Below are 15,250 nucleotides of genomic sequence, written 5' to 3'. Positions count from 1 at the left end.
AGGTTGTTAACCTATAGAGTATTGGTTGGTGTGGTGTGGACTGCAAGCCTGGCTTGAATCATTAACGATAGGGGGTTATGGTCCTCTACAGTTGGTGACGAATTAAACTCCACATTTGGGGGCGTTTCAATGCTTACTGCCGCATCAAAGTGTTCCAGGAGAGCTTCTGAACTGGGAGTGTGGATAAGATAAGCTGAAGACTGATGGGAGTCTGTGAGAATTTGGGAGACGAAGAGTATGGCTTGATCAAAATTTTGGCTTAACAACAACCGTAAAAGTATCGTCTTTTCACTGTCAGAGAGATCAGGAAAATCATAATTTTTGTCTTGTAACAGAATAGCCAAAAGATTAGGAGTAAAGCTTACCCAGCGCTTCAGGTCATAAATCTCGTGATGAGAGCTTTGGTGACCTAGTGTAATCACGGGGAACCAGACACCATGAGTTGGCACTAGCAATGCAATCAGCTGGGCATCGCCAAATTGTTGTAATCTGGCTAAGTCCGATTGAGCGTAAGAAGCTGATTCAGTAATGATCTTATTATCGAGAATGGCTGGAATAACATCAGCGTCGATCCCCAACAGAAGCTCAAGCTCTTGCATCAGTTTTTCCCTGTCAGGATGGTCCTGAATCGTGGAAAAAATCTGACGAAGGTTATAATCCACAATCTGCCTTATTGTTTGCTGGTCCCATATGCCTGCTTGTCCTGACCGCCCATTCCGGTTGAATATCTCTGCGATAGACGAGTACATACAGTTACCATCACCATTAACTCTTATCAGTTCAAAACTGGTTTGAATCATTAACAATAAGGGGTCGGGATTTTCTGATGTCTCACTGTCAGTCTTATTGGCTGAAACCGAAGAAACAGTATCAGACCTCATTCTTCTATTATTTTCATCGATGGAAAGAGCTTCAAAAGTCTCTCCAACCTCGATATTCCGGGAATTTTCAATGCTTACTGCTGCATCAAAGTGTTCTATGAGAGCTACTGAACCAGGGTAGTGGATAAGATAAGCTGAAGACTGATAGGAAGCTTTCAGAATGTGGGAGACGAAGAGCTTGGCTTGATCGAAATTCTGGTTTAACAACAACTGTAAAAGTGTTGCCCTTTGACTTTCAGAGAAATCAGGAAAGGTATAATTTTCGTTTTGTAATAGCATAGCCAAAAGGTCAGGAGCAAAATTGACCCAGCGCCTCAGGTCATAAATCTCATGATAAGGCCCAGCCTGACCTTGTGTAATCACCGGGAACCAGACACCCTGTGTCGGTACTAGCAGGGTAATCAGCCGGGCAGCGCCAAATTGTTGCAATCTGTCTGATTCGGGGTGGGCGAAAGAGGCTGAATCAGTAATAACATTGTTATCGAGGATCGCTGGAATAATGCCAGCATCGATCCCCAAGAGTAGCTCAAGCTCCTGCATCAGTTTGTGTTTGTCGGGATGAGCCTGTATCGTGAAAAAAATCTCACGAAGATTATAATCCATGATCTCTCTTACTGTTTGTTGGTTCCATTGGACCGCTTGTTCTGACCATGCATGCCTGTTGAATATCTCTGCAATGGACGAGTACATAGAGTTACCATCGCCATTGATTCTTATCAGCTCAAAACCGTCGGGAACAGGGTTATAGTGATAATCAGGACCATATAGCTGTTTTTTGGGATAGCTCTTTTCCATCTCTTTAAATAATTGCCCTGCTTGCTGCCTGATGCGTCTGTCTTCTTCCATGCAGGCTCTGTGAAAAGGTCTGACGAGCGTTTCTTTTGATTTACCCGTGTTTTTGTTTTTACGACTCCCTTTCCCTCTTATAGGTTCTTCAGTTTGATACAGTTCACCACAATGGTAACAGGTTTGTACGAAACTACCTTGTTCATTCTGTGCATTAATAAAAAAATTCGGAGAATTTTTCCTGAATAAAGTGATTAATTCCTCCGTTTTTTCTTTACTGAAAATATCCGACTTTTGTCCTGTTTTTTTCAGGAAAAGTTGCAGTGAAACTTTTATATCGTTATTTGTTGTTCGACTTAAAAATTTTTCCAAAATACTTAAGGTGAACTTATTTAAAAAATCGTTGCTTTCGAAATCAAGACCACCCGAGCAATACCTAGCGGCTGGCAACAAGTGACTGAAAAATAGTGGAATAAGATTTTTCCCATCATCAATAATTTTATGCATACTCTTGATGTTAAGCTGAAGACTTTCTAGCTCATTCTCATAAAAATAAAAATCGGAAGCCTCTTTATAAAAAGGATTAAAGAGGGTCTTTCCGAAAAGGAAATCAGCTATTTGTAATACCTTAAAAGCTACAGAAATATCTTTTTTGCTGGAATTGTGGATGTCCTCCAGGCTAAATTGCTCCGGTTTTTCTATAAGTTTTTTGACTATTTCAGAGCTTGCGTCAAATTCGTTAGAGGTCAGAGTCCTGACACAAAATTCAACGAGATAGTTTAAAACAATACGATAAATAACTTCTACTTTATCAGGATTATTCATTCTTGATACATGTCTCAGGCTTGGAGCCAGGTACCCAATAAAAAAGCCCAAATCCTTGATAACATTCTCATCAATATTTCCACTGATGAGACTTTCAAAAAAAACATTGTTTTCCTCTGCAATTGAGTAGTCCTCATTACTGAGAAGGAGAGACATTTGAACTCTTTGCAACAAAAATTCCAAATTGGCCTGAGTTGGCAACCAGACATCGTTCTGTGGCGTCAATAATGATTTGGTAATAATATTGTTGCCAAAGTTTGAAACGGAGTTTTTTTTGAGATTATTTGGAATTTTAAATTTATTTCTTGATAAATCATACATTGACATCAAAGCGAATTTCTTTTCAACGTCTGACATATCATTTCTAATAGTGGGTATCCAGACATTGGCGAAACTTCCATACTGAGCTCCTCCTCTGTAGCGTTCTGTTGTCTTTTGTGTTTCTAAAGGTAAAATAAGTTTGTATTGATAAAGCATATTATTAGCTTTTGCCAATTTCTTATTTTCAACTAGGTGTATTTCCCATTTTATGGGTTTGCCTACCTCAAATATGTAAGCTGGCTTGTGACAATCGAGCGGCTGCTGACACGGGTTTTCTGGAATATAATGCGTCAGTGAACTAGCTTTAGCATTTTCAAAAGCTCGACTTTCATAATCAGGGACTTTAACAATCATCGTCAGGGCGTTATGCTTTTTTTTGTGTTTTTTTATCATTTTTTCTTTTTTTATATATTTTTTATTCTGATTCCTTATGCCATCCCAAACCCTTTTGTAATTATTCTCATCCAGCTTTTCATTGTTATAATAAATAACGGGTTTAATATTTTTTGGTATTTTAAATTCCGACTTCCTTCTGGCTTCATATATCAGATCATCAAAATCTCTAATTGAGGTGTAATCAAATTCTACAATTTCAGCTTCAGCATGCATTTCAACTGGAATAAAAATATCTGTCCTTATTGATTCTGTATTCTTTGTGTTATCGAATTCTGCATCAAACTCGTCATCAAAAAACAAATGATAAAAAGCCGGGTCTTCTCCATCTTTTAATCTTGTATTTACACTTTCTTTTATCTTATTATGATCTGTTTCTACATAAACAGACTTGCTGGCCATTTTTGCCTGATTATTGACTTTGATTATTTCTTCTGTAATTAAATCCTTGGTGGGCTCTCTATAGTTATTGCTAGAAAGAATACCTTCTGATCTAATATTGAAGTCAGCGATCATATAATTTATAACGTTTAAAATAAGCTCTTCTACAGTAAAAATGTCCGATCCATAGCGCACACGTCTGAAACAATTTAACCACCACCATTTGCTATAGCCGGGATTGAATCTTTCAGAATTTTTATAAATCTGCATCAGGCAAAGACTTTCACCATAAAGATTGGCTACCCTTGGTGCATATTTAACATAAACTTCTGGTCCTTCGTTGCCAATATTGTCAAAATTAAACTCTATTCTAAAAAATGCATCTTTCCACCAACCATAGGGTGCTACAAAATCCAATAAAACCTGAAAAAAATTTTGTTCATTGATACTGAGTCTAAATTTGTTTGGATACCTCTTATCAAGGAAGGTTTGAAGTCTATCTACAGCAATATAAATCTCTCTGGCTCTGGATGCGGAGTTTCTCGTGGGTGATGTTGATTTAGGTTTAAATAATCTGGATTTATCCAGGTAGATTATTTTATCGCCATCTTCTAAATTTCCCTGCCGAATTATATTGACATGGGTCAAAACAAATTCACCATTACGTAGCAGGTGCAGTTGATGATCCGGATGGTAGTCTGGATTATCTGCTAAGCGAATTAGATGATATAGATTGTTGTTTGGGTATACTGATTGAAAATTAAAGTCTTTATTTTTTTCTGTCTTAATAATACTTGTTCCTTCTTTTTGATGACTTCGGTCCTCATAGAACAGATTTACCAATCCCATATCGGTTGTGGGCGTTTGCTCAGCTCTTTCCAATAATTTGTCTACATAGTCTTCAACGACACTGGCTGCTCTATTACTTTTATGAAGCATTACTTGATCTGTATCGGCTATTCGTATTTGCTTAATAGGTTCTACTTTACCATAGTGAATCATTGCCTGAACAAGATTAAACGTCCTTAGTAGGGTATAAGGCATACCAAACTTGGTAGTATTATAACTAGCCTTAACCCCCATTTTCTTAGCTATTTCCCTGTTTTTTCTTCTGAAAAAAACATTTCTTTTTCTTCTATTAACACCTGCCATCATTTTATTAATGTAAAATTTAGCCTGCACATACAATTTTTTTTCTTTAATTTCTCGATCAAGCTCTACATACTCTTGAAGGGTCAGTTGTTTTAGTATGCTTTTTTGATCTTCGGTTATTGCCAGAGCACTCCCTGTTATCAGGTTTATTGACAACAGGATAGTCTTAATAGTTTTCTTATTAAATCTGGTTAATGCGGTAAAAACCATACTAAGTAATCTTTGTAATTTCTCGAAATTTTGTCTGTTGAACGTCACTGGCTGGGTACTCTTCACTAAAATCTTTAGCGAGTGAAGGGTAGCTTGTTTTAAAAGTATCTGCCTTACTATGATTGGAACTAAAGTTTATTCTTATTTGATCCTCTTTTATATCGGAGGAAACTACTCCGTCCAGGCTGATTTTTTCGAATTGGGTTCTATGATGAATCATAATTTTTCCGTATAACGTTGAGTGTTCTTCATTCAGTCCATACAGTTTCAGGGTTTTTTCGGGAAATATATGACATGGTTTCAGATCAGGCTATTGTTATTCAACAAAAACATGTCCTGTCATACTGATGTGTCTCAGTGAAAATGAACTACTATATCTGTTTTATTTCAAGCTAACAGTTATATCCCATTAAAAAATTGTTGATATGAGTTGCGCTTATCGCTTGTATCACAGGAGGTCTAATACATTATGAAGCTAAAAAGCTTCCACAAAAATTCTACAGCAACAATGTGTTTAATAGCAGTAATGCTTAGTTTTATGGCATCATTTATCTGCGCTACAGAAGTCGAAATGGGTGACAGGGAGATCAACCCCGGATCTTCTTTAATCAAATGGTTTCTTGCGTTGAACAAAAGGCCATACAGCTTTATTCCCTATGACCCAAGGTTGATTTTGGCAACAATAGCCGAAGAAGGTACAGATGACTTTGCCTATGTACTGGAAGTAACCAGAGAGCTTGGTAATGATAAAGCTTTTAGCAACATTCCTGTTGAACTGATAGTACAGAGCACTGAATCTCAAAAAAAGGAGATCTATCGTGCTTTTTCTGAAGCTTCTGATTTGAAAATTAATTGGATTTATAAAGATGAACGGCAGGAATACTTGACTGGATTGATGCAGATGGAGTATGCAAGCTTTTCCCTTTTTCTGTCTACATGGTCAGGAATGAGAGTCCCCAAAACATCCAATTGGTTGGGAATTGGTCACTATTCTAATATTGAGGCTATGGATAAAGGCTTGGACGTTAGTATTACTGACGATTTATTGTTAACAGAAAATTATTATCAGAGTTCTGGTGTTAATAATTTTGCTAATCTGACATTGAGTCGTCGAAATAGAAGGTTCCTCTCAGACCCAGAACATTATAATCATAATGTTAATCATCCCTACTTGAAATATTCCCTTGATTCAGCTCAGGATAAATCCTGTATTGCATCGCCAAAATTTGGCTTGGGTGAACTGCACCTTGGGTTGCCTTTTAACTCTGAGTTGATCGAAAAAATTGATGATTACGAAATGTCAGTCGACAAAGCATCAACTTCGCTGCATCAAGATTTAAAGCAATTACTGCAAGATAAGCCATGGCTGGGATATGCTCTTACGGGGCATCGTGATTTGAATACTCAGGCAGAAACTATCCAGAACGTGTCGTATTATACTGCTTATTATCAAGATGAAGCCTTCTTGAAAGAGTATCTGGACATTATCAGAAGAATAGAGCCGGGTGAAATAAAAATTGTTACCCCCACTAAATCGACAATATTAAGCACGCCAGCCTTTAGGGAAATGTTGTATGAAATGGGCTTTAGCACTATACATTACAAATCAAGAGGTGGGTCTGGCATCTATTTTCAACGCATTGGCTCTGAATATAGAAAAATAACTTTTATCAATCCTGGTTTTATCGATAACGAGCGTGCTTATAATGCTCTCGCCTACTTCTCTCAGCCACTCACTCTGGTTACAGGAGATATGAGCCTGATCAAGGCCATCACAATGAATAAGATTCCTTTTTACGAATGGCATTACTTTCAAACTGATGTAAATAAGCATCTCCAATCACTCTGGAAAGGCACAGGCCTTGAGTCTTTTTTTGTGAGTGACTATCAGCCGGAAATAAAAGCTGCAGCACTTAACCAATTTAACCTTGATTCACCGCTTCGTCGTGAGATAAACAGGCGAATTATTAGTGCGCACAACGCCATGCCCGGTCTACTTGATGTTATATGGTTGGTCCATCGTCCCAGTCATGCACTCTGGAATCTTGATACACAGGTCAGAGAGAGATTGGAGAATGGGCAGAACGATGAATTGTTCCATGAGATCAAACAGACGGAGAGTATGGATATACGGGATATTTTGGCTACCAAAGTGCTGATTCAGCACAGTCGTGATCAGAGTACGGGCTTTAATCAATACCAGCTTGACGAATTATTCATGTTAATTCAGGATCCAAGGCTCAGAGAATACCTGATACCATTGCTAAACAAACATTAGCACTAGCAGCCTGTCGGACTTAAGCGTCCGTAGCGAGGATTGCAAGAAATTGAGGATAAAAATCTCTGTTTCTGAGGAGAATAGCGAGCTATTTGACGAAGAAACAGAGATTTTTAGACCAATTTATTGCAACCGCAGTAGGACAGTCTTAAGTCCGACAGGCTGCTAGAAACCCCGGAGACTCTGCCTGTCTGGTTATTCGGGGCTAACACTGGACCAGAAAGAAACTTACCCAACTGGCCAGATACTTAGGAAAAGGTCAAAGCCTTGGCCTGTCTGGTTATTCAGGGCTATGACACGGCCAGAAAGAAACTTATTATAGGCAGCTGTACCATTGATCTGATGTAACTTTTGTTGACCTGATGCGTTTAATCATTGCTGAAAAACCCAGTCTGGGCAGAGCCATAGCCGATGTTTTGCCCCGCCCCCATAAACGACAGGATGGCTACATAGAGACCGCATCCGGTGATGTCGTCACCTGGTGTATAGGCCACCTGCTGGAGTAGGTCCCTCTGCAGAAAGGCTCTATGGTATCAATTTAACCCGTGCCGATACCGTTCTTGGCAAAAAGGCAGGTTATGGTGGTTTGCTTTCTGTCGGTCGGGTACAGACTCCGGTTTTGGGCCTGGTGGTTCGAAGAGACGAAGCTATTGCCGATTTCCAACCCAAACCTTATTTCGAAGTCTTTGCCCTGCTGGTGACTGATCAGGGTGAGTGTTTTTCCGCTCTTCAGATTGATGCTGCCAAACAGTTAAGGATGAGTGCCAAGGAAGTGTTGGATGTCTGTCAAAAGCTTTCTAAGTAATCCTTTAGTACTCAACCATACGAAATCATATCTTCTGACTCATTGTTCAGACACTCGCGGCAACTGCTCCTGCGTTGCTCTAGCTCCTGCATCCATGCAGTCGTGATGCGTTGCAACTCTGGTCACATAGCTTGCTATGTTCCCGTCGTTGCGCCTTGCAGAACACCTGCCCAATAAGCCAGAAATATTCGATTCCGTATGGCTGAGTACTTTTAATTTCTTGAAATTTTGTCTATTGAACGTCACTGGCTGGGTACTCTTTACTAAAATCTTTAGCGAGTGAAGAGTAGCTTGTTTCAAAAACATTTGCTTACCTATGATTGGAACTAAAGTTTTTTGTCATTTGTTCATCTTTTATATCTGAGGAAATTCAGGAAATACATCACATGGCTTTCAATCGGGTTGATGTCATTTAAAAAATCTTCCTGTGATATTGATGTACTTCATAAAAAATGAACTACTATTTCTATCCTGTTAACGGAACTATCATACACTCTGATTGTGATTGCTACATCGAATCGATCAGGAAAGATGTCAGGTTTTAGCTTTCAGCAGAGAGGTTCTATGGTTAGGTACTTATAACAGCCTGCCTCAATACAGGCGTTGATTTCTCAATTATCTGATGCAAATAATCGTAACCCGCAAAAATTGTCGGTATCAGGTACGCTTGTTTCATAGGAGGTCTGATACATTATGCAGCTAAAAAACGTCTACAAAACTTTTACATTAATGATGATTTTGTTACTGGCTCTTTTCCTTAATTTTTTGCCATCATCGGTCTGCGCTACACAAGTCGATATGGATGACAGGGAGATCAACCTCAAATCGTCCTTAGTCAAATGGTTGCTGGCACTGAATGCAAGGCCCTATGTTTATTATCCCAATGAGCCAAAACTGATTTTGGCAACAATAGCCGAAGATGGTCTGGATGACTTTGCCTGTTTACTGGAAGTCAACAAAGAGCTTCGTCGTGATAAAGCTTTTAACAATATTCCTGTTGAATTGACTGTACAGAGCACTCAATCTCAGAAAAAAAAGCTCTACCGTGCTTTTTCTGAAGCTTCTGATCTGAAAATTAATTGGATTTTTAAGGATGAAAGGCAGGAATACGACACCAGTTCGATGCAGATGGAGTTCGGAAGTTTTACCCTCTCCCTGTCAACCTGGGCAGGAATGAGAATCCCCAGTACATCCAACTGGTTGGGAATTGGTCAGTATTCTAATATTGGTGCCGGAGGCAAGAGTTTGGCTGAGAGCTTTATTGTCAGTTTATGGCTGGTAGAAAATTTTCACCAAAGATCTGGAGTCAGTAGCCTTGAATCTATGCCTTTGAATCGTCAAACCATGAACTACATCTCGGACTTTCGGTTTGAAGGTTATGATTTGTGTCAAAATCTTACAGAGTGCTCCATTAAAACAGAACAACATAAGTTCTCTATTGCTACGCCAAGGTTTGGTCTGGGTGAACTGCACCTTGGGTTACCCTTTAACTCAGAACTGATCGAGAAAGTTGATAATTACGAAATTTCAGACGACAAAACGTCAACTTCACTGTACAAAGATTTAAAGCAATTACTGCAAGATAGGCCATGGCTGGGACTTGCTCTTACGGGCCGTAGTGATTTGGATGCTCAGGCAGAAGCTATTCAGAACGTGTCGTATTATACCGCTTATTACGACGATGAAGCCTTCTTGAAAGAGTATTTGGAGATTATCAGAAGAATAGATCCGGGTGACATAAAAATTGTTACCGACCTTAAATGGTCAATGTTATCAACAGAATCCTTTAAAGAAATGCTCAGTGAACTGGGTTTTGGCAATGTTCATTACAAATCAAACAGTGCATCAAATAGCTATTGTCAGCGCACAACCTCTGAATATAAAAAAATAACGTATAGCGATTGTGACCCTACTGTCTCTGAATATAGAAAAATAACGTTTATCGATTCTGGTTTTATTGATAACGACAATGCTTACAATGCTCTGGCTTACTTCTCTCAACCATTAACCCTGGTTACAGGAGATATCAACCTGACCAAAGCCATCACAATGAATAAGATTCCTTTTTACCAATGGCGTCATTTTCAAACTCAGGTGAACGAACATCTTCAATCACTCTGGCAAGGCACAGGCCTTGAGTCATTTTTCGTGAATGACTATCAGCCAGAAATAAAGGCAGCAGCACTGAATCAATTTAATCAGGACTCACCGCTTCGTCGTCAGACAAACAAGCAAATCATTAAGGCAAAAAACGCCATGCCTGATCTGCTGGATGTTGTATGGCTGGTCCACTGCCCCAATGCTGAAGTTTGGCGTCTCGATACACAAGTTAAGAGAAAGTTGGTACAGGGTGAGAACAATGAATTATTTGATGAAATCAAAAACACAGAAAGCAAGGATATTCGTGATATTTTGGCAACCAAGGTACTGATTCAGCACATATTCGATCAGAATACCGGTTATGATAAAGAACAGCTTGACGAATTCTTCAAGTTAATTAATGACTCAAGGCTCAGGGAGTACCTGCTATCATTGCTGAACGTATATTGAACCAACTGGCCAGATACTTGAAAAAGGCTGAAGCCTTGGGCTGTCTGCTTATTCAGGGCTATGATACGGCCAGAAAGAAACTTATTATAGGCAGCTGTACCATTGATCTGATGTAACTTTTGTTGACCTGATGCGTTTAATCATTGCTGAAAAACCCAGTCTGGGCAGAGCCATAGCCGATGTTTTGCCCCGCCCCCATAAACGACAGGATGGCTACATAGAGACCGCATCCGGTGATGTCGTCACCTGGTGTATAGGCCACCTGCTGGAGCAGGTTGAGCCTGAGCAGTATGACCCTGCCTTCAAGCAATGGCGTTTTGAACATTTGCCTATTGTTCCCCAGCAGTGGCAACTGCAACCACGAAAAAACACTCGCTCCCAGTTATCGGTGATTCGTAAGCTGTTGAAAACGGCTGATGTCATTGTTCATGCCGGAGACCCGGACAGGGAAGGGCAGTTGCTGGTCGATGAAGTGTTGGATTATCTCAAACTTTCACCAACCCGCAGAAAAAGTGTCCGTCGTCTTTTAGTGAATGACTTGAACGGTCCGGCAGTTAAGAAAGCCTTCGATCGAATGCAGAGCAATTCTGATTTTGTACCTCTTTCTGTTTCCGCTCTGACACGCTCCCGTGCCGACTGGCTCTATGGTATCAATTTAACCCGTGCCTATACCGTTCTTGGCAAAAAGGCAGGTTATGGCGGTTTGCTTTCTGTCGGTCGGGTACAGACTCCGGTTTTGGGCCTGGTGGTTCGAAGAGACGAAGATATTGCCGATTTCCAACCCAAACCTTATTTCGAAGTCTTTGCCCTGCTGGTGACTGACCAGGGTGAGTGTTTCAAGGCAAAATGGCAACCCAGTGAAGCCTGCCAGCCCTGGATGGATGACGAGGGCCGTGTACTTGATCGTCGACTGGCGGAAAATGTTGTCAGCAGGATTCAGGGCAAGGAGGGGACAGTCACTAAGCTGGAGAAGAAACCTGGCAAGGAATCGCCACCGTTACCCTATTCACTTTCCGCTCTTCAGATTGATGCTGCCAAACAGTTAAGGATGAGTGCCAAGGAAGTGTTGGATGTCTGTCAAAAGCTTTATGAGCAGAAACTGGTGACTTATCCCCGATCGGATTGTCGTTATCTGCCTGTGGAGCATTTCAGGGAGGCACCGGAAGTGCTTGGCGCGATACGAAGCAATGATGAAAAACTGGCCAGTGCTGTGGACGGTGCATTACCCGACCGCAAAAGCAAAGCCTGGAATGACAGCAAAGTAAGCGCACACCACGGTATTATCCCGACCACCCGAAGAACTGATCTCTACAAAATGGGTGACCGGGAGCGCAACTTATATGGCCTCATCGCCAGACAGTATGTGGCACAGTTTTATCCGGATCACCGGTTTTTAGCTCGTAAAGTCAGTGTCACCCTGGAAGGCGGGCAATTCACGGCCAGCAGCAGGGAGGTGCAGGAAGAAGGCTGGAAAGCCATTTTTCCCCGCAAGCCGTCCGTCTCTGAGGATAAAGAGGACGGTCAGAGGTTGCCGGAATTGCACAGGGGGCAGGCACTGCTCTGCAAGGATGCGGATTTGGCAGAAAAGCAAACTCAGCCACCCAGACCTTTCACCGACGCCACTCTGCTGTCGGCCATGACCGGTATTGCCCGCTATGTTAAAGATACCGGGATCAGGAAGGTGCTCAAGGAGACCGACGGTCTGGGTACCGAAGCCACCCGGGCAGGCATTATAGAATTATTGTTCAATAGGAAATATCTTACCCGTCAGGGTAAAAACATTCATGCTACAGAGACCGGGAAAGCATTGATAAAAGCTCTGCCCGAGCCTGTCAGTCGTCCTGACATGACCGCCCGCTGGGAAGCCTCACTGAATCAGATTGTAGAGAAAAAAGGCTCTTATCAGACTTTTATGAGTGAGCTGGAACAGCATCTGGTTCAGTTGTTGCGGGAGGCTGGGCAGTCCGGAGCCATTAATGTACAGGGGTTGCCTCCGGTATCGCCAAACCGCTTCAAGAAGAAAACCCGGCGCAGAAAAAACTCTCGTCGAGCTTCCTGACAAAGATCCCTGAATGTGAACGAATTCAGCGTTCCGTTTCTGCCTGGTAAGATGTTTGTCCAAGAATTTTCAGTTTCTGGCAAAGGCTGTGTTAGAGTGCCCCAGTGGTTCTTTTGATCCTACACGGGCAGATTCGTTGGGCTGACTCAGCCAACGTTTCTGGGATGGTTGACTATGAATTCGAACAGGATGATCCCCCATGTACAGAGCTTTTCTGGCCATTCTGGTTGGGTTGGGTATGACCGGACTGGCATCCGCATCGGATAATTACTCATACACCTGTGACCGCAGCAATCAGGAACGAAAGATAAGCGTCATCTATCTTCAGCGTGAATCCAGCCTGCCCTGTGAGGTCCGCTACACCAAAGGCAGTGATGAAAAGACACTCTGGAACGCCACTTACACTGAAGGCTATTGCGAAGGTCAAGCCTCAGAATTTGTGAAAAAACAGGAAGGTTGGGGTTGGAATTGCACCCTCGACCAGCCAAAAACCGGTGGCAGTCTGCCAGAAGATGCCGAAACGAGAGCGCCAGAGTCCGGCTGAATACCTGCTGATCCGGGCTTAAAGCTAACCACATTCAGGCTGGCAGCATGAATCTGAATCATGTTCGATCGCGGTAGTTAAACTTTCTGGGGTAATCAGGGTCTAAGAATTACCAGTAACTGATTCAGGAACACCTCATGCTGCCAACCCGCTTTACCCATGGGCAGGTTCTTTCTGCTCTGCTAATCCTTCTTCTGTCTGTGCAGTCGTCTCTGTCGTTTTCTTCAGAAAGTTGTCAGACAAGCGAATGCAGTGGCTTTCGAGGCTATAGGTTTCCTTTAGCAGCCCTGTTTGTCTCTGCAGTGACCTATTATGCATGGTCTGAGACGCCGGACGTTCCTTTATCCGGTGAGCATGAATCCTGCAGTATTCACCCCTTCGAACTCTGGAAGCCCAGGCTGGACAGAGAATTCTGTCAGTCCCTGGTTTCCCTGAAAGACCGCACAGAAGCGTTGGAACTATTAAGGCAAACGGGAGCTATGCAGCCTGCGACAGTGGCTTGCCATAACTGGCAAGCTGAGCTGGCAGACTATTTCAACTGGCGTTGGCCAGGAAACAACGCCAGCCAATGGCAGCAAATACCTGTAGGGGCTTTTAAGCAAGTGCTTGACATCATCGAAGAAGCTGACTTTATAGGTATTCTGGCTCGCTCTGCCTCGATCTATTCGTTGAATACGATACAGATCAACAGTCAGCAGTTTATCCTGAAAGGCTATATCAACAGTGGCTTTATTATTGTCCCTATGTTGAAAGTGGCTGAATGTTATTTTGTACCCGAAGAAGAGCCGGTGGCTTTTGGTTTCGATGAGTGGAGTGGGCTAATCGGGGGGCGTATTCATTCCCTGTTCAAAGCCGTGAAGGGGCGTTCTCTTGGGGTCTGGGTTGCTGAGTCTCGCAAACCCTCAAGCCAGGTTGATCTTGATGCCTTGTTCTCGGAGTTTGGGCAAGTTCTGGCGAAGTTTCACCTGCGTCACAGAACTTCAAATTTCAATGGGATTTATACTCTATCCAGAGCGGTTCACCATGACCTGGATTTCAAGAATGTTTTTTATGATGAAAAGACGGGTTTCTCGCTGATTGATACCATTGGGCTTTCTATTTCAGTGCTGGAACCCTCCGAAATGATCCATGATCTGAGTCAGCTCTTTGAAGATATGAACAGAAGCAGGATATCAAAGAGAGGCTTTATCAGGGCTTACGCAAGTCAGTGGCCAGAAGAGACTCAGGCAGTTATCAAGGAGGACTTGGCAGTACTTCAATTGGCGCTGAAGTTGAGATATAGCCCGTAACGTTGGCCCTGAGCTTGTTATCGAAGCCAGAGCGGCAGTCGGGGTCTTTTGAATACACGCTGAATTACTTGGTAGATCATGAAATCGACACTTCGATCTTTCACACTCTCAAAAGCTTTCAAAAGCTTTCAAAAGTAAAAATTACTAATTTGTATCTGAATTGGGTCGGTGATTTTTATATTTAGAGTATGCCACCATGCAACCAAGAGCTGTCCAGCACATGTTTGAATAAAGGTCAGTATAATCAGGTTTTATTTGTCCTTTGTTCATATATTGCATTAAATATGCGGGGGGCTTATGAAATAGGCAATCGGCTAAAAAAAATGTTGCGATTGTGGCAATCGGGCGTCCTACTCTTGAAGGCAAGCATTTATATACAGGTCTAATAATATATTTAAAATGAATCATATCTTTACATTCACTGAATGCCAGTTCAATAGACCCGCAGACTCTGGAAACGGATCTATCAAAAATAGATATGCAATTGCCAGCTATTTTTTTTACCAGCGAACATTTTCTTTTCAGAAGTGGTATTTTATTATTTCTGGCTAAAAGTTTTCCTTCTTCATTGAACTCTTTACATAAATAAACAGTTTTTTTTGCACCAGTATTTTCTGACATGTGATCAGTAGAGTTAGAAAAGCTCAAAGTTTTTTCTTTGCAAGCACCTATCATTCGTATACCCCACATGATTTTTTATAAATAATTACTACTTTTGACGCGTATTAAAAAAAATAGTTCCTTAAGTACCTGGCCAGTTGGTTTCGCATATTCTG

General features: G+C 41.6%; 7 protein-coding genes and 1 pseudogene. 6 read left to right on the top strand and 2 right to left on the bottom strand.

Features of this window, described 5'->3' with window-relative positions:
- Positions 1-11: 11 nt before the first annotated feature.
- Complete coding sequence (locus ACOJUO_RS00380) at positions 12-4,949, bottom strand: hypothetical protein (protein ID WP_422138624.1); 4,938 nt, start codon at positions 4,947-4,949, stop codon at positions 12-14.
- 469 nt (positions 4,950-5,418) lie between these two features.
- On the opposite strand from ACOJUO_RS00380, the gene ACOJUO_RS00375 reads away from it, so the two are divergent.
- The 6 genes and pseudogenes from ACOJUO_RS00375 (at position 5,419) to ACOJUO_RS00350 (ending at position 14,474) form a co-directional block, all read left to right on the top strand.
- A complete protein-coding gene (locus tag ACOJUO_RS00375; RefSeq protein WP_422138623.1) occupies positions 5,419-7,227 on the top strand; it encodes a hypothetical protein in 1,809 nt (602 codons plus the stop codon).
- A 362-nt stretch (positions 7,228-7,589) separates the two neighbouring features.
- A pseudogene (locus ACOJUO_RS00370) lies at positions 7,590-8,023 on the top strand (DNA topoisomerase); the annotation flags it as partial.
- A 702-nt stretch (positions 8,024-8,725) separates the two neighbouring features.
- A complete protein-coding gene (locus ACOJUO_RS00365) occupies positions 8,726-10,582 on the top strand; it encodes a hypothetical protein (RefSeq protein WP_422138622.1) in 1,857 nt (618 codons plus the stop codon).
- Positions 10,583-10,712: 130 nt separating this feature from the next.
- A complete protein-coding gene (locus tag ACOJUO_RS00360; protein ID WP_422134734.1) occupies positions 10,713-12,641 on the top strand; it encodes a DNA topoisomerase III in 1,929 nt (642 codons plus the stop codon).
- Positions 12,642-12,840: 199 nt separating this feature from the next.
- On the top strand, positions 12,841-13,185 hold the full coding sequence (locus tag ACOJUO_RS00355; RefSeq protein ID WP_422134733.1) for a hypothetical protein: 345 nt from the start codon (positions 12,841-12,843) through the stop codon (positions 13,183-13,185).
- A gap of 137 nt (positions 13,186-13,322) precedes the next feature.
- Positions 13,323-14,474 (top strand): hypothetical protein, encoded by a 1,152-nt coding sequence (locus ACOJUO_RS00350; protein WP_422134732.1) that lies wholly within the window; start codon positions 13,323-13,325, stop codon positions 14,472-14,474.
- A 144-nt stretch (positions 14,475-14,618) separates the two neighbouring features.
- Here the strand turns inward: ACOJUO_RS00350 and ACOJUO_RS00345 are convergent, their stop codons facing one another.
- The gene (locus ACOJUO_RS00345; RefSeq protein WP_422134731.1) at positions 14,619-15,149 is read right to left on the bottom strand and encodes a hypothetical protein; all 531 of its coding nucleotides are present in this window, start codon (positions 15,147-15,149) and stop codon (positions 14,619-14,621) included.
- Positions 15,150-15,250: the final 101 nt, after the last annotated feature.

The organism is Endozoicomonas sp. ALC020 (assembly GCF_049275935.1).
GTDB lineage: Bacteria > Pseudomonadota > Gammaproteobacteria > Pseudomonadales > Endozoicomonadaceae > Endozoicomonas_A.
The sequence above is the reverse complement of the archived record's forward strand: the minus strand, read 5'-3'. Positions and strand labels throughout refer to the sequence as shown.